Source organism: Faecalibacterium sp. BIOML-A1 (genome assembly GCF_009679715.1).
GTDB lineage: Bacteria > Bacillota > Clostridia > Oscillospirales > Ruminococcaceae > Faecalibacterium > Faecalibacterium taiwanense.
In genome coordinates, this window is sequence record NZ_WKZJ01000014.1 from 19566 (window position 1) to 39314 (window position 19749).

Genomic DNA, 19749 nt, shown 5'->3' on the forward strand with positions numbered 1-19749 from the left:
AAAAGTGGTATGTTGTATCCAACAAAGGCATTACGTTGGATACATGAACTTCTACGAGCGGTTCTTCGCTCAGCACAAAACCTTTGTTCTTAAAATTGCTATTTTCTTCATTTACCTTCTTATCATTTACCCTGCCTGCCCCACAAGGGGCAAGAAAAGCGATGACTCAACCTGCACGAGTCACCGCTTTTTCTTTTTGTCTGTGCTATCGCAGGCCTAACCATTTAAATGCCCTCCGTTTCACTCTGGGCATTTTTAGCGGAAAATTATTTTTTATTGCAAATAAGCCAGCCCTGCGGAGCTGGCTTGTTTGCTTTTTCACAGAAAAAGTTGCTTCTTGTGCAGAGAGCGGTCGCGTGGGACAGGCTTCATAGCTTTTATAAAAATCATCGCCGCCGGGGACGCTCCGCTGGGCCAGAGGCAGGGAGGGGTGTTTCGAGTCCCCCCTCCCTGCCTCTGGACTCCACCCACCCCGCAACGAGAAAGGGGCTGCTCGCCCCTTTCAGACCCCAAAGCTGTTGGGCTCCATACAAAAAATCCAAGTCGCTTCGCTAAAGGATTTTTTGTGTTCCGCCGATTTGAAGTCGCTTACGCGACAAGCCGTGCGGGCAAGCTTTCGCTTTATCCGCTGCGCGACAGCCGCAGGCTGACAGCAGCAAGATGCCGTCAGCCGTTACGGCCCTTACCGTGAAAAAAGCAAATCAGGAAAATCCGCAGATTTTCCTGATTTGCAAATATAAAAATATTTTTCCGCTGATGATGGCGCAGCGCACGCGGAGCCATTTTAAATCCTCAGCCCTTCACAAGTTCCGCAAACGCCTTCCGCACATCGCCAGAGAAATACAGCGTGCCCAGTGCGCACACCGGGCCTTCGCCGCCCAGCTCCACCGCCCGGGCCACGCCCGCTTCAATGGAAGCTTCCGCTTCCGCCCTGCAGCCATAGGCCCGGATGTGTTCTGCCAGCGTTTCGGCAGGCATGGCGCGCGGCGTGTGCGCCGCCACCGTGACGAACCGCACCGCCAGCGGTGCCAGCAGGCTGAGCATCTGGTCCACATCCTTGTCTGCCATGATGCTGACCAGAAAAACGAACTTCTGCCCGGGGAATCGGTCTCTCAGGCTCTGCACCGTGGCACGCATTCCGTGGGCGTTGTGGCTGCCGTCCAGCAGGAACGCGGGCGCGTGCCGCAGCAGTTCAAAGCGGCCCGGCCAGCTGACCGTTTCAAGACCGGTACGGATGGCGCTTTCCGGAATGTTCCAGCCATGGGTGCGCATCACCCGCAGAGCCGTGATAGCCAGCGCCGCATTTCGCGGCTGATAGCTGCCGATCAGGGGCAGGTGCACATCCGTCAGGCCGTCAAAGTCGAACTCCACTGCGTCAAGGCTGCCGCCCTCGTATTTCAGCCTGCTGAAATCCACCTCAGTCAGCTCGGCATGCTTTTCAGCACAGACGCGGCGGATAACAATATCCGCTTCCGGCACACCACCATAGCTCACCACCGGGCAGCCTTCCTTGATGATCCCCGCCTTGGCGGCGGCAATGTCCGCAAGAGTGGGGCCAAGCTCCTTCACATGATCCATACCCAGTGCCGTGATGACTGCGCACTCCGGGGCATCAATGACGTTGGTGGAATCCAGCGTGCCGCCAAGGCCCACCTCCAGCACCACGATCTCACATTTTTGCTGGGCAAAATAGAGCATCCCAAGCGCCGTGATGATCTCAAACTCGGTGGGCACATCTTCCATGGCATCGGCGGCGGGCTTTACCTGCTCCACCAGTTTCACCAGCTCTTCGTCCGGGATCTGCACGCCGTTGATCTGGATGCGCTCGTTGAAGCGGTTGATGAAGGGCGAGGTGTACAGGCCCACCCGATAGCCCGCGGCCTGCAGGCAGGACGCCATCATGGCGGCGGTGCTGCCCTTGCCGTTGGTGCCAGCAACATGCACGAATCTGAGCTGTTTGTGCGGGTCGCCCAGTGCGGCCAGCAGGGTGCGGGTGCGCGTCAGGCCGGGCTTGTGGCCGGCCCACTGGACCGCATGGATGTATTCCATTGCCTGTTCGTAATTCATTGTAATGCCTCTTTTTACTTTTTCACCATCTTCATCAGGGTACGGTTCTCCAGCAGGATGCGCAGCAGCACAGTGTTCACCGCAGCCAGGATCAGTGCATTGGGGATGCGCACTGCCAGCGTTGCCCACGGGTAGCCGTAGAAGATGCGCAGTGCCAGCGAGGTGATGACCATGGAACCCACAAAGTGTCCCAGCAGCACGCTGATCTGCAGCCGCAGGCCGGTGCGCAGCCCGGGCAGCTTCTGCCATGCAAGCCCCGCCACCAGACCAATGGCACCCGCGCCCAGCGTGATGAGCGGGTTGATGGCGTAGCCTGCCAGCACGCCGCCGATCATATCGGCCACAGCGCCCACGGCAAAGCCGGCACCGGGGCCGAACAGCAGCGCTGCCAGCAGCACCGGCAGGCTGCCCAGATTGAACCGCACAAAGCCGGTGGAGATGCTCAGCACCCGGCTGAACACGATACTCATTGCCACCAGCAAGGCCAGCATGGTGAGCGTGCGGACGGAATTTTTCGAGTTGTTCATATCAACTGTCCTCCTTGCAAAAGGAATACCGGGCGGGCGGTCTGCACAAACAAAAACGCCCTCCCTGTGACAAACCGCACAAAGGAGGGCGTGAATCCAACAACTTTCACTTCCGGGCGGGACGCAAGCCGTCTCGCCTGCACCCAAGTCCATGCAGCAGCGGGATGCAGACCATGCACCGCGGGTACACCTTCGTCCACAGCACAACTCCCCGTTGATGCGGCACTTAACGCACATGGTCTTACTCTGTTGATGGTTTTATTATAGTCCTTTTGCCACAGCCATGCAACCGCCTGCACAGACAACTTTGCCAAACCACATCGTCAAATTTTAGCAGTTGTGCATAGCATCTGCCGGGTTTTGGCCTGTGTCCCCTTTTCATTTGCCGCATAACGTGGTAAGATGGGTTTAACCTTAAATATGGAGTCTTCTCCCGGAAAGGAATGTTTCCCGATGAAATTCAACGAAATGACCTATACCCGCCCGGACATCGGTGCCCTGCTGGCCCGGTGCAAAGAGCTGGCCGCAAAGGCCGCTGCCGCACCGGACGGCGATGCCCTTGTCCGGCTCTACTATGAGCAGAGCGAAGCCTTTGCAGAGTACAACACCGCCGCGAACCTTGCCAACATCCACTACACCTGCGACACCCGCGACGCTTACTGGAAGGCCGAGCAGGACTTCTTTGATGCCAACGGCCCCGCCGTGACCAACGCCAGCGTAGAGATCAGCCGCTCTTTCCTTGCGAACCCGCATGTGGATGCCCTGACCGAAAAATTCGGCACCACCTGTGTGGCCGGTATGAAGAATGCCGTTCTGGGCATGGATGACCGCACCGTGGAGCTGCAGCAGCAGTTCAATGCTCTGGTGAGCCGCTACCAGCAGATCTACGGCGGCGCACTGGTGGAACTGGACGGCAAACAGCTCACCATCCCGCAGCTGGGCCCTTACAAGGAGGATCTGGACCCTGCCGTGCGCCGCGCCGCCTACGAGGCCGAGGCCGGTTATTTTGACGCCCACCGTGCCGAACTGGACGAGCTGTACGGCGAGATCGTGAAGAACCTGAATGCACAGGCCCGGGTGATGGGCTATCACGACTACAGTGAGCTTTCCTATGTGCGCATGAACCGCATCGGCTACGGCCCGGAGGAGATCCGGAAATTCCGCGATCAGGTGGCAAACGATGTGGTGCCCCAGCTGCAAAAGGTGATGGCCATGCGTGCAAAGCGCACCGGCATTGCCCGCCCCACCTTCACCGATCTGCCCATCATGTTCAAGGACGGCAATCCCAAGCCCATTCCCGGCTACAAAGCCCGTATGGATGCCGCCCGCACCATGTACCATGAGCTTAGCCCGGAAACCGCCGAGTTCATCGACTTTATGCAGGACAGCGAGCTGTTCGATGTGGAGAGCCGTCCCGGCAAGATGTCCGGCGGCTACATGACCAGCCTGCCCAGCTACAAGGCCCCCTTCATTTTTGCCAACTGGAACAACACCTCCGGCGATGTGGACGTGCTGACCCACGAGTGCGGCCACGCCTTTGAGGGCTATGTGGCCGAGCGTGATCCCGAAGTGCCCGCCGATCTGGAATGTCCCGGCATGGAGAGCGCCGAGATCCACTCCATGGCCATGGAGTTCCTGACCGCACCGTGGCATCATCTGCTGTTTGGCAAGGACACCGACAAATACGCCCTGCTGCACGCCGAGGACAGTTTTGTGTTCCTTGCTTACGGATGCGAAGTGGACGAGTTCCAGCACATCATGTACCAGAACCCGGATCTGACCCCCGATGAACGCAATGCCGAGTGGCTCAAGCTGGAAAAGAAGTACCGCCCGTGGATCGATTTTGCCGGTCTTCCCTTCTATGGCCGCGGTGCAGGCTGGCAGCGCCAGTTGCACATTTATGAGTGCCCCTTCTATTATATCGACTACTGCCTGTCCACCATGGCCGCGCTGCAGTTCTTCCTGCTGAGCCTGACCGACCACAAGGATGCATGGCAACGCTACCTGCGCCTTGTGCGCCGCGCCGGTACGGCCAGCTACACCGAGCTGCTGGAGACCGCCGGGCTGAAGGTTCCCTTTGAGGAAGGCAGCATCAAGGGCATTGCCCAGCAGATGACCGACTGGCTGGAAGCCCATCAGGTATAATTTCCGGTTCTTCCTGTCATTTCGATGCGAAAAAGCATTTCACGATTTTTCTTGTTTCTACGGACAAAATCTGATATACTTTAAGAGAGCACATTCCATTTTGTCAGATCGAAAGGAGCTTCTCATGAAATCGACAGGATCCTTCAAGCGCATCCTTGCCGTCCTGTGCACTGCCGCACTGCTCACCTGCAGTGTCTCCGCTTTGGCCGTCAGCCCCGCAGACGTCTCTGCCTCCGCCTCGCTTTCTGCCGTAAATTCGGTCTCGGAGGCGCAGCTGCGCTCTGCCCTGTCCAAGCTCACTGTCACCTATGACAGCGAGGCCGAGGGCTGGCAGATCGATTCTCCCTACGAGGAGGCCAGCATGGAAAAGGCCTCCTGCGGTCTGTACCCCTACCTGTTCGTTACCAACGATGATCCCACCGTGTATCTCAGTCTGGGCATGACCTACTTCGGCAATAAAAAGCTGGACATGAAATCTGTTCGGGTAGAGACCGAGGATAACTACTACGACTTCACCTGTGGTGAAGAGTTCATCGGCGGCTACGACAACGACCTCAAGGCATGGTTCGCCTATGAGCTGTTCGATATGGACGACGAGACCAGCTGGCTGAACGAGTGGCTTGCCGCCAAGAGCGTCACCGCCACCTTTACCGGCAAGGACGGCTCCACCAAGACCTACACCCTGACCAAGGACAACCTGCAGGCCATCCGCGACGTCCTGAACGCCTACGACACCCTGCTTGGTTCCGACGTTTCCACTGCACGTGTCGTGCTGCGCAGCCTTGTAAAGTAAACATTATCTGCTTACAGCAAAAGCCCCCGGAACGTTTCACACCGTTCCGGGGGCTTTGTGTTATGCCTTATTCAGGTTCAGGCGTTACAGGTTGAAGTAGCGCTTTGCGTTGTCGAAGCAGATGCCCTTGACGATCTTCTCCAGAGCCTTCTCGTCGTTGGGATACTCGCCATCCTCGACCCACTGGCCGATGATGTTGCACAGGATGCGGCGGAAGTAGTCATGACGGGTGTAGCTCAGGAAGCTGCGGCTGTCGGTCAGCATGCCAACGAAGTTGCCCAGCAGGCCCAGGCTTGCCAGGCGGGTCATCTGCTCTTCCATGCCGATCTTGTGGTCATTGAACCACCATGCGGAGCCGTGCTGGATCTTGCCCGGCACCTCGCTGTTCTGGAAGCAGCCCAGAATGGTGCCGATCTGTGCGTCGTCGGCGGGGTTCAGGCTGTAGATGATGGTCTTGGGGCACTCGTCGGTGTCGTTCAGGGCGCTCAGCAGGCTTGCGATCTCGCCGCCGCAGGTAGCGGTGTTGATCATATCAAAGCCGGTGTCGGGTCCCAGCAGAGCGTTCATCTTGCGGTTCACACCGCGCAGGCAGTTGTAGTGGATCTGCATGGCAATGCCCAGACGGTGATACTGCTTGCCCAGATGGATCAGGATGTAGGTCTGGTACTTCTCAGCCTCTTCGGTGGTGCAGGTCTCGCCGGCCATCACCTTCTGGTAGATGGCGTTGACCTCTTCCTTGGTGGCCTCACGGTAGGGGATGTAATCCAGACCGTGGTCCGAAGCGCGGCAGCCCATCTCGGCAAAGAACTCGATGCGCTTGGTCAGAGCGTCGGTGACGCAATCGATGCAGGCCAGCTTTTCCTTGCCCACAACAGCAGCCAGCTTGCCCATGTACTCGGCAAAGCCGGGCTTGTTGATGTTGATTGCCTTATCGGGACGGAAGGAAGGAGCCACGGTGAACTTGATGGTGGGATCTTCCTTGATCTTCTTGTGCCAGTACAGATCATCGATGGGGTCATCGGTGGTGCCGATGAAGGCCACGTTGGACTGCTCGATCAGGCCGCGGACAGTCAGCTTGGGATCATGCTGCAGCTTGTCGTTGCACAGGTTCCAGACTTCCTCAGCGGTATCGCCGTTCAGCACGCCGTCGTAGCCAAAGAACACATGCAGCTCGAGGTTGGTCCAGTGGTACATCGGGTTGCCGATGGCCATGGGCAGAGCCTCTGCAAACTTCTGGAAGCGCTCGCGGTCGGGCTTATCACCGGTGATGTACTCCTCGGGCACACCGTTGGAACGCATCACGCGCCACTTGTAGTGGTCGCCAAAGTAGCTGCCGTCCGGGTTGCGGCCGCCCAGCCATACCTGAGCGATGTTCTCAAAGCGGCGGTTCTCGTAGATCTCACGGGGAGGGATGTGGCAGTGGTAGTCGCAGATAGGCATATCCGCAGCGTAGTCATGGTACAGATGCTGAGCAGTGGGAGACTGGAGCATGAATTCCTTATCCATAAATGCTTTCATGGGTCGATAACTCCTTTTCTCTGATGGTTTTTGTTAAAAATCCGTCAAACCTTGTGTACAACGGGACGCCCGCCTGCACGGGCAGGTTTGTCTTACCTTTAGTATAACGGAAAATTCGCATGTATACAACTGAAAAAGTGACAAATTTTCTAGCACACAATTGTGCTTTTCGCTGGAAATGCCCCAAATCGTCACCTTAAGGCTAAAAATATTGCACAAAGCTCTTGACTTATTTGTATACAACAGCATAAAATAGGGTAAGGAGCAGAGGGCAGACAAAGAGGCTCTCTGATAAGCAAAGCAAGTTTATAAAGGAGATCAACAAGATGGAAACTTTGAACTACAAGGTTCTGGAAGGCACCGGCTACAACGGCTACATCCTGAAGGATGCACCCGTCAAGGTCATGCAGTTTGGCGAGGGCAACTTCCTGCGTGCTTTCGTGGATTACTTCTATGACATCGCAAACGAGAAGGCCGGCTACAACGGCAAGGTCAAGCTGGTGCAGCCCATCAGCAACTTCCCCCAGATGGCAGACTGGATCAACGAGCAGGAAGGCCTGTACACCCTGTACCTGCGCGGCAGTGAGAAGGGCCAGAAGGTCGATGCAAAGCGCGTGATCTCCTGCGTGTCCGACTGTGTGTGCCCCTACATCGACGGCAAGTGGGACGAAGTGCTGGAGCTGGCACGCTCTGCCGATCTGGAGACCATCGTTTCCAACACCACTGAGGCTGGCATCGCCTACACGCAGGGCGACAGCCAGTTCGATCAGGTTCCTCCCAACAGCTTCCCCGCAAAGCTGACCCGCGTGCTGTTCGAGCGCTACAAGGCATTCAACGGTGCTGCTGACAAGGGTCTGGCCATCCTGTCCTGCGAGCTGATCGACAACAACGGCAAGGAGCTGCAGAAGTGCTGCAACAACTACGCCAAGGACTGGGATCTGGAGCCTGCCTTCATCGACTGGATGAACAACGCAAACACCTTCTGCTCCACTCTGGTGGACCGCATCGTTCCGGGCCGCATCCGCGATCCCAAGGAACTGGCTGCCATGGAAGAGGCCAACGGCTACCATGATGCCGCTCTGGACGTGGGCGAAGTGTTCGGCGTGTGGGTCATCGAAGGCCCCGCTGAGCTGGAGGACAAGCTGCCGTTCAAGAAGGCCGGCGTGAACGTCATGGTCGTGCCCGATGTTACCCCCTACAAGAAGCGCAAGGTCCGCATCCTGAACGGTGCACACACCGGCTTCGTTCTGGGCGCATATCTGGCCGGCTTCGACATTGTGCGTGACTGCATGCACAACGACACCATCCGCGGCTTCATGAACAAGATGCTGCACGAGGAGATCATCCCCACCCTGCCGCTGGACAAGAAGGATCTGGAAGAGTTTGCTTCCGCTGTTGAGGACCGCTTCAACAACCCCTTCGTCAACCACGAGCTGATGAGCATCTCCCTGAACTCCACCTCCAAGTGGAAGGCCCGCAACATGCCTTCCTTCCTGGCTTACATCGAGGAGCAGAAGCAGCTGCCCAAGTGCCTGACCATGTCTCTGGCAGCCTACATTGCCTTCTATTCGAGCGACATTCAGGAGCGCACCGCCGACGGCCTGATCTGCAAGCGCCCCGCCGGCAACACCTACAAGATCCAGGATGACGCATGGGCACTGGACTTCTACTATGCACACAAGGACGACACCGCTGCTCAGCTGGTGAACGCCGTGCTGACCAACACCCAGATGTGGGATCAGGATCTGACCAAGATCGAGGGTCTGGAGGCCGCTGTTCTGGCTGATCTGGAAATGATCCGCACTCAGGGTGCCGAGGCTGCTTACAAGAGCTGCCTGTAAGCCTGAAAAATCAACCTACCCGCACAACAAAGGGCTGCTGCTTTGGGCAGCAGCCCTTTTGTGCGATATGATAAGGAGAACTACTATGCCGCAGGCAATTCATATCAGCCCCATCGACAACGTGGTCGTTGCCCTGCACCCCATTGCCAAGGGCACGCTGGTGGAAGTGGACGGTCTTTCTGTGACTGCTCTGGAGGACATTCCGCAGGGCCACAAGATGGCCGTAAAGCCCATCAAGAACGGTGAGAACGTGATCAAGTACGGCTTTCCCATCGGCCACGCCACCGCAGATGCCGCTCCCGGCAGCTGGATGCACACCCACAACGTGCACACCAACCTGTCCGGTGAGGTAGAGTACAGCTACAACCCCGCCCCGGATCTGGCTCCCCTGCCCAAGGTCGAGCCGGAGACCTTTATGGGCTTCCGCCGCAAGGACGGCCGTGCCGCCATCCGCAATGAGATCTGGATCATCCCCACCGTGGGCTGCGTCAACGACATCGCCAAGAAGATCGTTGCCGACAATCAGGATCTGGTCACCGGCTCCATCGAGGGCCTGTACACCTTCACCCATCCCTTCGGCTGCAGCCAGACCGGCCACGACCATGCACAGACCCGCAAGCTGCTGGCTGCGCTGGTGCGCCACCCCAATGCTGCCGCCGTTCTGGTGCTGCATCTGGGCTGCGAGAACCTGCAGCACGATCAGTTCGTGGAAGAGCTGGGCGAGTACGACCACGACCGTGTGAAGTTCCTCACCTGTCAGGAGGTGGACGACGAGTTCACCGCTGCCCGCGATATCCTCAAGGAGCTGGCTGCCTATGCCGGGCAGTTCAAGCGTGAGCCTATCCCCGTGTCCGATCTGGTGGTGGGCATGAAGTGCGGCGGCTCGGACGGCCTGTCCGGCATCACCGCCAATCCCACCATCGGCCGCTTCTCCGACATGATGGGCCAGCGCGGCGGTTCCACCGTGCTGACCGAGGTGCCCGAGATGTTCGGTGCTGAGGGCTTCCTGATGGATCGCTGCATCAACCATGACGTCTTTGTCAAGGCTGAGCACATGATCAACGGCTTCAAGGATTACTTCATCAGCCACAACGAGGTGGTCTACGATAACCCCTCTCCGGGCAACAAGCAGGGCGGCATCACCACGCTGGAAGACAAGAGCTGCGGCTGCGTCCAGAAGGGCGGCACTGCCCCCATCATGGACGTGATCGGCTACGGTGATCCCGTTGTCACCAAGGGCCTGAACATGCTGTACGGCCCCGGCAACGATCTGGTTTCTGCCACGGCCATGACCGCCGCAGGCGCACACCTGATCCTGTTCTCCACCGGCCGCGGCACTCCGTTCTCGGCCCCGGCTCCCACCCTGAAGATCTCCACCAACACCCCGCTGGCCCAGAAGAAATCCGGCTGGATCGACTTCAACACCGGCGTGATCGCCGATGGCGAAAAGACCATCGACGAGGCTGCAAAGGACCTGCTGGATCTGGTCATCCGCGTTGCAAGCGGTGAGCAGACCAAGGCCGAGAAGCACGGCTTCCGCGAGATCTCCATCTTCAAGGACGGCGTCGTTCTGTAATCGTTTCGAGGCTGCTGTATGGCACTTTGGCTGTACGGCAGCCTCTTTGTGCATGAAAACGGAAGGGAAGTGTTTTTATGGCTATGACCACTCGCATGATGATCTATGCGTTTCTGCTTTACGGCGGCATTTTTGCCGCTATCGTGGCCGTTATTGCAAGGGTCATAAAATATCTCATCCGCTATGGCATTGATTATTATTTTGAAAAACTGGCACAGAACCAGAAACATAAGGAGGACTGAACTATGAATCAGATCACCACCCGTTATGTCACCGAAAACGGTGCCTGCTATGAGCAGTACGTTATCACCGATGCTGAGGCAAAGACCGAGCTGGTCATCACCCCGGAGCGCGGCGGCATGATCACCGGCTTCTCCCTGAACGGCGAGGAGTACATCTGGACCCGCCACCCCAATTTTTCCGAGTGCAACCGCCCCCGCTTCGGCGTGCCGGTGCTGTTCCCCAACTGCGGCCTGCCGGATAACGGCGTGCACATCTTTGACGGCAAGGCATACCCCATGGAGAACCACGGCTTTGCCGACCTGTGCGCATGGGATGTGGAGAGCGTCGGCCCGGACGGCGTGACCCTGATTTTGGAGTCCACCCCGCTGACCAAGTTCCTCTATCCCTTCGATTTCACCGTGCTGATGAACTATAACCTTGAGGGCAACACTGCCGCCATCAACATGACCGTGATCAACGAGGGCGACACCAACATGCCCTTCAGCTTCGGCTTCCACCCCTACTTCAAGGCTTCCAAGCTGGAGAATGTGGACTTCGATATCAAGTGCGCCACCTGTTCCGAGAGCGCCAAGGGCGAGCAGCCCGCTGCCCCGGAAAAGATCACCCTCACCCGCAAGGAAGGTGCGGACAACAGCGTGCGCCTGCTGACCGGCGTGCAGTTCCCCATGACCCTCACCGACAGCGGCAGCGGCCACAAGGTGACTGTGGATGCCGACGACAGCTTCGACCACGCCGTGCTGTGGCAGCAGGATGCCGAGAGCTTTGTGTGCATGGAGCCGTGGAACGGCTGGGCCAACAGCGTCAATGAGGAAGGCAAGCACGAAGTGCTGGAGCCGGACGAGGCCATGACCGCTGATTGGAGCATCACCATCGAGAAGATCTGAGCTTCATATCGTATAACAAAAAGGACACGCCGTTATGGTGTGTCCTTTTTGTTATAATTCAGTTCTTTGCCGGAATCATAAAGCTCTTATTTTCCGCCGGGTCCCAGTAGAGCAGTTCCACCCTGCCGCCCTGTGCCAGCAGTTTTTCCTTTGGCTCCTGCTTTTGCCAGCAGCGTTCCAGCAGCTTTTCCATGTCGGCATCGGCAGACACCTTCTCCGGGCAGAGGGTACTGCCCTGCCATCTGCCATCGGCATACAGGCTCAGCGCACCGGCATTGCCCGCCAGAATGGCTGCAATGTCCTTCTTCATGCGGTCGTAGTCGTACTCCACGGCCTTGTACTGCCCATGCCACAGGCCGAAGAACACCGAGAACTCGCCGCCCAGTTCAATGAGCAAATTCTCATCATTGTGCGGGTTCTTGACCACAAAAGCCACATCCCCGTTTTCCATGTAGTCGAAGTCCGGCTCCTCATTCGTGTGCACGGTCACATGCTGGCTGCTCAGCGCCGCAAGCAGGTCCTCCTGCACGGCACTGGTATCCGGGATCTCATCATAATTGATATTTGCGTTCATGGGATGCTCCTTTTCTCTGTACTATTTGTGTTGTTATTTTTCACCAGACCGCACAGGTCTTCTTATTTTCCTTCATATTGCTGGATCATTTTTATACGCTGTGTAACAGAATCCATAAAACAGTTCACCCTACTTCACATTAGATCAATGCTTTTTGAATCTAACCATCGAACACACGACCTCGACACGATCCTGATTGTCCAAACTCAATTCAAGGTCATGGTCGATGATAGGCAGCTTGAACCGGACGGACTTCAGCCACTGTCCGTTAGGCTGGCGTTCCGGGTAGATCTGCACCTCGTCGATCAAAATCTCCACCAGTCTGCGGCGTTCCGCCTCGGTCATGGTGGCATAAAGCTTGTCGAAGCAAATCAGGATCTTATAGATGTTGTCGCCTGTGATTTTGTCGGCTTCAATGGTCTGCTTCTTTGCCCGGGCATCCATCAGTCCATTTTCCACCTCTTCGATTTTATCGTACATCTTATAAAGGCGGTCGTCAAGGTCAGATTTTCGGGCGATAAAGTGCCGGTCGTCCGGGTCAAGGCTGTCGATCTCCTCCATAAGCCGGGATTTTGTGGAGTAGTGCTGCCGTAGCTGCTTCTCATAGGCGGCGATCTCCTGCTCAATGGCAGTGGTATCTACCTTCATGTGTAGACCTTGGTCTTTTCTGCTGCCATTTCCAGCACCTCCCGTTCGTACCGTCTTGTTCGGAATAGACTTTGCAAGCAAAGTCGTGTGCCAAAGGGCGCTGCTCTCGCCTGTCGGCTCGGTCAAGCGCTTCAAAATGCAACGCATTTTGAGGTTGCCACTGGCGACCCGCGCCCCTTTGGATTCTCCGTTCACATTGTCCTACGGACGATGTGATTTTATTGTTGTAGCGATTCGCTTCATCCCGGTTTCGTCCCGGTTTGCAGAATGCCCTTGCAATCCGAAAGGAGCCGTGCTATAATGCCGCTGTAATTGAATCAGAAATCTTCAGGGCAGGGTGTGATTCCCTACCGGTGGTACAGCCCACGAGCCGTAAGGCATGATTCGGTGAAACTCCGAAGCCGACAGTACAGTCTGGATGAAAGAAGATACCAAGCGCAGAGCCCGCACGGTTCTGCGCTTGTGGAGGCTGCTCTGGGATGCGTTTGCATTCTGGAGCTTTCTTTTTTGCATAAGGGTTCCTTGTGTCTTTTCGGCTTGCCCTGAACGGTTTTGTTCAGGGCTTTTTCTTTTGGAGGCGACACGATGAACGACAAAGAGTATATGCGTCTGGCTTTGCAGCTTGCAAAAAAGGGTTGCGGATGGACATCTCCCAACCCGATGGTGGGTGCCGTGGTCGTAAAAGAGGGCAGGATCATCGGACAGGGCTGGCACCAGAGATACGGTCAGGCTCATGCGGAGCGCAATGCGCTGGCATCCTGCACCGAAGATCCGCAGGGAGCGACCCTGTATGTGACATTGGAGCCGTGCTGCCATTACGGAAAGCAGCCGCCCTGCGTGGATGCGATTCTGGACGCGGGCATTCACCGGGTGGTCGTGGGTTCTGCTGACCCGAATCCGCTGGTGGCTGGAAAAGGAATTGCAATCCTGCGCGCACACGGCATAGATGTGACCGAAAATGTTCTGCAAGAGGAATGCGATGCGCTGAACAAGGTGTTCTTCCACTATATCACCACAAAACGCCCCTTCGTTTCCATGAAATACGCCATGACGATGGACGGAAAAATCGCCACATACACAGGCGCTTCCAAATGGATCACCGGGGAAATTGCCCGGAATCATGTTCAACGGCAGCGACACCGATTCCGCGGCATTATGGTGGGAGTCGGAACCATCCTAGCAGATGACCCGCTGCTGACCTGCCGGATAGAGGGTGGCCGTGATCCCGTCCGGATCATCTGTGATACACATTTGCGGACACCGCTGCAATCACAGGTGGTCATGACCGCCAAACAGGTTCCGACCATTCTTGCGACCTGCTGCGGCGACCCGGAGAAGCAGGCGGCATATCAACAGGCCGGGTGCCGGGTCCTTTGTCTGGAAGCGCATTGCGGTCATGTGAATCTTCTGCAACTGATGGAACAGCTGGGGCAGGAGCAGATCGACAGCATTCTGCTGGAAGGCGGCGGAACCTTGAACTGGTCTGCACTGGAAAGTGGCATCGTGCAGCAGGTACAGGCTTACATTGCCCCGAAGCTGTTCGGAGGAAGGGATGCCAAAGCACCCATTGAGGGTGCAGGTGTCCCGCTTCCGGATGCTGCATTCCGCCTGAAGAACAGCCGATTGGAACAGCTTGGCAAAGATTTCCTGATCGAAAGTGAGGTGGAGTACCCATGTTTACCGGAATCGTGGAAGAAGTCGGAACAATAAAGTCCATCAATCGGGGACAGCATTCCGCCGTACTGACTGTTCGTGCAAAAACGGTTCTGGAAGGAACCAGGATCGGCGACAGCATCGCCGTCAACGGCATCTGCCTGACCGTCAGGCAGCTCTTCCCGGATAGCTTTGCTGCGGATGTCATGCACGAGACCTTGAACCGCTCTGCACTTGCACAGCTCACCGTTGGAAGTGCTGTCAATCTGGAACGTGCCATGCCGGCCAACGGACGTTTTGGCGGACACATCGTAGCAGGCCATGTGGATGGCGTCGGACGCATTGCTAATATCCGAAAAGACGATACGGCTATCTGGTACACCATTCATGCAGATTCTGCGATCCTTCGCTATGTCGTTGAAAAAGGCTCTATCACAATAGACGGTATCAGCCTGACCGTGGCTGCGGTGGAACCTACGGGCTTTTCCGTGTCCACGATACCGCACACCGTCCGTCAGACGAACCTGAACCAACGGCACAAAGGGGATTTTGTCAATTTGGAAACCGATGTTGTTGGAAAATATATCGAGAGGCTGCTTCCATCAGAAACACCGAAGCAAAACACGCTCACAAAAGAAATGCTGCTGCGCTGCGGCTTTTAAGGAGAGTTTACGATGAACTTCAATACCATTCCCGAAGCTTTGCAAGACCTGAAGCAAGGAAAAATCATTCTGGTAACGGATGACCCCGACCGTGAAAACGAGGGGGACTTCATCTGTGCTGCCGAATTTGCCACCACCGAAAACGTCAACTTTATGGCGACCCACGGCAAAGGTCTGATCTGTATGCCGATGTCCGAAGCTTTCGTCCAGAAGCTGCAATTTCCGCAGATGGTGCAGCATAACACCGACAACCATGAAACGGCATTTACGGTGTCCATCGACCACGTTTCTACTTCTACGGGCATTTCTGCCGCAGAGCGTTCCATTACGGCGATGGCTTGTGTGGACGATCACGCAAAAGCAGAAGATTTCCGCAGACCGGGCCATATGTTCCCCCTTCTGGCAAAAAAGAACGGTGTGTTGGAGCGCAACGGTCACACGGAAGCAACCGTTGACCTGTGCCGTCTGGCAGGGCTGAAAGAATGCGGCCTGTGCTGCGAGATCATGCGGGAGGATGGCACGATGATGCGCACCGCTGAACTGGCAAAGCTGGCAGAGCGTTTCCAGATCAAATTCATCACCATCCGTGATTTACAGGAGTACCGCAAGTGTCACGATAAACTGGTCGATCAGGTGACGGCAGTGAACCTGCCCACCAAGTATGGCACCTTCAGAGCTTATGGTTTTGTGAGCCGCCTGAACGGAGAGCATCACATTGCACTGGTAAAAGGTGACATTGGCGATGGAAAGGATATTCTGTGCCGCGTCCACTCGGAATGCCTGACAGGAGATACATTTGGCTCTTTGCGTTGTGACTGCGGCCAGCAGCTGGCCGCTGCCATGACGCAGATCGAAAAAGAAGGCCGGGGTATCCTGCTCTATATGCGGCAGGAAGGCCGGGGCATCGGTCTGATCAACAAGCTGCGTGCCTATGAACTTCAGGAGCAGGGCATGGATACGCTGGAAGCCAATCTCGCTCTGGGGTTCCATGGAGATGAACGGGAGTATTATCTCGGCGCACAGATCCTCCGGGAACTTGGCGTAAAAAGCCTGCGCCTGCTTACCAATAACCCGGACAAAGTATATCAGCTCTCCGAGTTTGGGCTGGAGATCTCCGAGCGCGTACCCATTCAGATGACGGCGACCCCGTATGACCTGTTTTACCTGAAAACGAAGCAGGCACGGATGGGGCATCTTCTGGAATATTAACAACGAAAGAGGTATTTAAAAATGAAAACATTTGAAGGCAAGCTGGTTTCTCAGAATATCAAGGTCGGTATCGTAGCTGCCCGATTCAACGAATTTATCACGTCCAAACTTCTGAGCGGAGCAATGGATGGTCTGCTCCGGCACGATGTGCAGGACGCTGATATTCATGTTGCATGGGTTCCGGGTGCTTTTGAGATCCCACTGGTTGCCTCTAAAATGGCAAAAAGCGGAAAGTATGATGCTGTGATCTGCCTTGGTGCCGTGATTCGCGGTTCTACCAGCCATTACGACTATGTGTGCAATGAGGTTTCCAAAGGCATTGCCACGGTCTCGCTGGAAAGCGGGGTTCCCGTCCTCTTTGGTGTTCTGACCACCGAAAACATCGAACAGGCCATCGAGCGGGCAGGCACCAAAGCAGGTAATAAAGGCTATGACTGTGCAGTCAGTGCCATCGAGATGGTAAACCTGCTCCGGGAAATGGATACCGCCGTAGAGTAAAATACACGCAGGAGCTTGCCATGATCGTTATAAAGACCCGACAGCCTGACCCGGAATTGGAGCAGAAGATCCGGATGCTTCTGGAACGAGAGCACATCGAGGCAGAGCAAATATCCATTGATTCATGGGAGAAGTTGGTTCTTCCGGGGCTTACACTGGACGGAATGACCCACGAAGTGTCGTGCAACGGCAGAAAAGTCTCCCTTACACGACTGGAGTTCGATTTGCTGCTGATGCTTGCCTCCCACGAAGGACAAATCTTCTCAAAAGAAGAGCTTTTCCGTGCTGTGTGGGGACAAAACTGTGACGACACCTTAAAGGTCGTGGCAAATACCGTTTCCAATCTGCGAAAGAAGCTGGCCGGCTGCGGTAGCTTTATCCGCACTACCCACGGCGGCTATGCTTTTGTAAGCCAAAAGGAGAACGACCCGGCATGACCAGGATCTTATTTATTTGTCTCGGAAATATCTGCCGAAGCCCGATGGCGGAGTATGTGATGAAAGACCTTACGTCCAAGGCAGGACTATCCGAGCAATTTGAAATCGCATCAGCCGCCACCAGTGCATGGGAAATCGGAAATCCGGTCTATCCTCCTGCACGGCAGAAGCTGGCAGAACATGGCATCGACTGCAACGGCAAGACCGCCCGGCAGATGACCCGGCTGGATTATGCACGGTATGATCATCTGATTGGTATGGACGAAAGTAATCTGTGCGACATCCTGCAGCTTGTCGGCGGAGACCCACAGCATAAAGTCTCGCTGCTGATGGCGCATACGGATCATCCCCGTGAAGTGGCAGACCCATGGTTCACGGGAGATTTTGAAGCCACATGGCAGGATATACTGGAAGGATGCACGGCATTGCTTGAGGAACTGCGATCATAACAGATTATCATAAAAACGGACGGATGTCTGCCAGTTGACAGACATCCGTCTATTTTTTTATTTCAAATCACCTTAAAATACTTCAGTGCCTCCCGGATGGCTTTTTCCTTCTCCGGCGGGCACTTGAGCTGCTTGGGGTTCTCAGCCTTAGGCTTGTTGTAGTTCTGCCGCTCCTTGATGCCGCATTTCTGCTTGACCTGTGCAATATAGAGGTCGCTCACGTTCAGACCGGTGTGTTCCTTGACGTACTCCCGGATCTCTTCATAAGTAGCCTTGGTCTCTGCAGCAGTCACGTCCAACTCATCCATCTTCAGGTCTACCGTGATCTTCTGGTGGATATCCAGTTTGGACAATGCGCATACCGTCTCAACGGTATTCCCTTTGTCCCACAAAAGCTCCGTAACTTCCCCGCCATCCTTGAACACCGGAAAATTCAGACCAATCCGCTTTAGCGGATATTCAGACTCGTCATTCCTGTAAATTTCAATTTCCTTAATCAAGGCTGTGACCACATTTCTCTTTTCTTCGTCATTTATTATATTATAAACGCAGTCGAAATTCACCATGATTTTGTAAATATTCTCAAGAGTAATTGCCTGCTGCTTAATTGCATCTCGCCGAAGTCTGGCATCTTCGATTTTTTCCTCCAGCTCAACAATGACATCATATAGGGAATCTAACCGCAAGGTCATATCATGGAGCTTTCGTTCCCGATATTTTGCATCAGCAGGGAGACTGTCAATTTCCCGTTCCAATCTTGTTTTATTCAGATCAACTTCCTTCAGCTTTGCCTGATAGCCCTCCAGTTCTTTATCCACTGCTTTCGTGTCAATCTGAACGCCAATCCGTTTTTTAATGGCTTGGGCATATTCCTCATTCCTTACGATCTCACGAATTGCCTCAATGACCATCGGTTCAATATCGGTCTTTTTCAGCATCGCCTTATATTCACAATGCTTCCCCCGGACCATCCTATTCCGACTACATACATAATAGTAAATTTCTTTGTAAGTGCCATCTTTATTTGTCCATGCGTGTTTATTCGTATACATGGGACTTCCACAAACCGGGCATTTCAGCAGACCGGATAACAAATGAACTCGATCTCGCCCAATTTTTGACGGTTGCTTTACTCCGGTTCTAAGACGCTTGGCATGAGCCTTTTCCCATACCTCCTCACTAACGATTCCTTTATGCTGTCCCTCTGTCAGAATGTAATCGTCATTTCTTTTCATCTGGTAATCGTTTTTTGTGCCTTTGACTTTTTCCTTCGTTCTCCGTCCATAAGCAATTTTACCGCAATAAACCGGGTTATCCAATATCAGTTTAATAAAATGTCCTGTCCAATCCTCTAATGTGCCATTCTGCCTCGGAATTTTCCGTATACCTTGTAAGTTCAACTGATTCGCAATACCACCCAAACCGATTTCCGATGAAGTATATAATTCAAAAATCTTCCGTATTGCCACAGCCTCTGTTTCTTCAATCATCAGCTTGTTATCTTCCAGTGTATATCCGTAGGGAGCAAAGCCACCATTCCATCCACCCTGCCGTGCCTTTTCGCGCCGCCCGTTCATCGTCTGCTCGATAATATTCTCACGCTCAATCTCAGCCACAGCAGATAGTACAGAAATCAAAAGTTTTCCGCTTGTCTGAGAGGAATCAATCCCTTCTTCTATGCAAATCAGATTTACACCATAAGATTGAACCAACTCCAAAGAGTTAAGTATATCTGCTGCATTACGACCAAACCGTGACAGCTTATACACTAAAATATAGTCAATGTCCAAGCCATCCTCAATATCTCTGAGCATTTTTTGAAAGGCAGGCCGTCCCTCAATGGATTTACCGGATTTACCGGCATCTTCATAAGTATCAACAATGATCATTTCCTCACGATCCGCAAATCGTGTCAGCATATTTTTTTGACCTTCCAGGCTGTATCCGTCCACTTGCATCTCTGTGCTGACCCTCGGATACAAAACACAGCGTTTTCCATATCGGTTCATAATTCATACCTCCAAA

Annotated in this window: 18 protein-coding genes and 2 riboswitches; of the genes, 12 read left to right on the top strand and 6 right to left on the bottom strand. The window is 54.8% G+C overall.

What is annotated here, in order from left to right; all coding sequences use genetic code 11:
• Positions 1 to 792: 792 nt before the first annotated feature.
• Positions 793 to 2067: a folylpolyglutamate synthase/dihydrofolate synthase family protein gene (locus GKG36_RS12745; protein ID WP_154261067.1), complete on the bottom strand. Its 1275-nt coding sequence runs from the start codon at positions 2065 to 2067 to the stop codon at positions 793 to 795.
• 14 nt (positions 2068 to 2081) lie between these two features.
• The gene (locus tag GKG36_RS12750) at positions 2082 to 2594 is read right to left on the bottom strand and encodes a folate family ECF transporter S component (RefSeq protein WP_097781364.1); all 513 of its coding nucleotides are present in this window, start codon (positions 2592 to 2594) and stop codon (positions 2082 to 2084) included.
• A gap of 155 nt (positions 2595 to 2749) precedes the next feature.
• Positions 2750 to 2845: riboswitch (THF riboswitch) on the bottom strand.
• A 202-nt stretch (positions 2846 to 3047) separates the two neighbouring features.
• Between GKG36_RS12750 and GKG36_RS12755 the strand changes: the two genes are divergently transcribed.
• Both GKG36_RS12755 and GKG36_RS12760 read left to right on the top strand, forming a co-directional pair.
• Positions 3048 to 4739, top strand: coding sequence for a M3 family oligoendopeptidase (locus GKG36_RS12755; protein ID WP_154261069.1), 1692 nt, complete (start codon positions 3048 to 3050; stop codon positions 4737 to 4739).
• A 124-nt stretch (positions 4740 to 4863) separates the two neighbouring features.
• Positions 4864 to 5532, top strand: coding sequence for a hypothetical protein (locus GKG36_RS12760; protein ID WP_154261071.1), 669 nt, complete (start codon positions 4864 to 4866; stop codon positions 5530 to 5532).
• Between the two features lie 84 nt (positions 5533 to 5616).
• On the opposite strand, the gene uxaC is transcribed toward GKG36_RS12760, so the two are convergent.
• Positions 5617 to 7050: a glucuronate isomerase gene (uxaC, locus tag GKG36_RS12765; RefSeq protein ID WP_154261073.1), complete on the bottom strand. Its 1434-nt coding sequence runs from the start codon at positions 7048 to 7050 to the stop codon at positions 5617 to 5619.
• Positions 7051 to 7376: 326 nt separating this feature from the next.
• On the opposite strand from uxaC, the gene GKG36_RS12770 reads away from it, so the two are divergent.
• From GKG36_RS12770 to GKG36_RS12780, 4 genes are all read left to right on the top strand, one after another.
• Positions 7377 to 8891 (top strand): tagaturonate reductase, encoded by a 1515-nt coding sequence (locus GKG36_RS12770; RefSeq protein ID WP_154261075.1) that lies wholly within the window; start codon positions 7377 to 7379, stop codon positions 8889 to 8891.
• Positions 8892 to 8976: 85 nt separating this feature from the next.
• Positions 8977 to 10467: an altronate dehydratase family protein gene (locus tag GKG36_RS12775; protein ID WP_005944146.1), complete on the top strand. Its 1491-nt coding sequence runs from the start codon at positions 8977 to 8979 to the stop codon at positions 10465 to 10467.
• Between the two features lie 77 nt (positions 10468 to 10544).
• Positions 10545 to 10709 (top strand): hypothetical protein, encoded by a 165-nt coding sequence (locus GKG36_RS14620; RefSeq protein ID WP_005944144.1) that lies wholly within the window; start codon positions 10545 to 10547, stop codon positions 10707 to 10709.
• A gap of 3 nt (positions 10710 to 10712) precedes the next feature.
• Positions 10713 to 11594, top strand: a complete 882-nt coding sequence (locus tag GKG36_RS12780) for an aldose epimerase (RefSeq protein WP_097774347.1) — start codon at positions 10713 to 10715, stop codon at positions 11592 to 11594.
• A gap of 58 nt (positions 11595 to 11652) precedes the next feature.
• Here the strand turns inward: GKG36_RS12780 and GKG36_RS12785 are convergent, their stop codons facing one another.
• Positions 11653 to 12168: a hypothetical protein gene (locus tag GKG36_RS12785; RefSeq protein WP_154261077.1), complete on the bottom strand. Its 516-nt coding sequence runs from the start codon at positions 12166 to 12168 to the stop codon at positions 11653 to 11655.
• Positions 12169 to 12312: 144 nt separating this feature from the next.
• Entirely contained in the window at positions 12313 to 12816 is a 504-nt protein-coding gene (locus GKG36_RS12790) for a resolvase (RefSeq protein WP_347474431.1), read from the bottom strand.
• Positions 12817 to 13135: 319 nt separating this feature from the next.
• Positions 13136 to 13250: riboswitch (FMN riboswitch) on the top strand.
• 151 nt (positions 13251 to 13401) lie between these two features.
• On the opposite strand from GKG36_RS12790, the gene ribD reads away from it, so the two are divergent.
• The 6 genes from ribD to GKG36_RS12820 are packed head-to-tail and all read left to right on the top strand — an operon-like array spanning position 13402 to position 17724.
• Positions 13402 to 14526, top strand: coding sequence for a bifunctional diaminohydroxyphosphoribosylaminopyrimidine deaminase/5-amino-6-(5-phosphoribosylamino)uracil reductase RibD (gene ribD, locus GKG36_RS12795; protein WP_005920567.1), 1125 nt, complete (start codon positions 13402 to 13404; stop codon positions 14524 to 14526).
• On the top strand, positions 14490 to 15131 hold the full coding sequence (locus GKG36_RS12800) for a riboflavin synthase (RefSeq protein WP_154261081.1): 642 nt from the start codon (positions 14490 to 14492) through the stop codon (positions 15129 to 15131). Before ribD ends, GKG36_RS12800 begins: the two co-directional genes overlap by 37 nt.
• 12 nt (positions 15132 to 15143) lie before the next feature.
• Entirely contained in the window at positions 15144 to 16340 is a 1197-nt protein-coding gene (locus tag GKG36_RS12805; protein ID WP_117530188.1) for a bifunctional 3,4-dihydroxy-2-butanone-4-phosphate synthase/GTP cyclohydrolase II, read from the top strand.
• Positions 16341 to 16361: 21 nt separating this feature from the next.
• Complete coding sequence (gene ribE / locus GKG36_RS12810) at positions 16362 to 16838, top strand: 6,7-dimethyl-8-ribityllumazine synthase (RefSeq protein WP_154261083.1); 477 nt, start codon at positions 16362 to 16364, stop codon at positions 16836 to 16838.
• A 20-nt stretch (positions 16839 to 16858) separates the two neighbouring features.
• Complete coding sequence (locus tag GKG36_RS12815; protein WP_005944121.1) at positions 16859 to 17275, top strand: response regulator transcription factor; 417 nt, start codon at positions 16859 to 16861, stop codon at positions 17273 to 17275.
• Complete coding sequence (locus GKG36_RS12820; RefSeq protein ID WP_154261085.1) at positions 17272 to 17724, top strand: low molecular weight protein-tyrosine-phosphatase; 453 nt, start codon at positions 17272 to 17274, stop codon at positions 17722 to 17724. The genes GKG36_RS12815 and GKG36_RS12820 overlap by 4 nt, the downstream gene beginning before the upstream one ends.
• A gap of 62 nt (positions 17725 to 17786) precedes the next feature.
• Here GKG36_RS12820 and GKG36_RS12825 read toward each other — a convergent pair whose 3' ends face one another.
• On the bottom strand, positions 17787 to 19733 hold the full coding sequence (locus GKG36_RS12825; RefSeq protein WP_154261087.1) for a recombinase family protein: 1947 nt from the start codon (positions 19731 to 19733) through the stop codon (positions 17787 to 17789).
• Positions 19734 to 19749 lie beyond the last annotated feature (16 nt).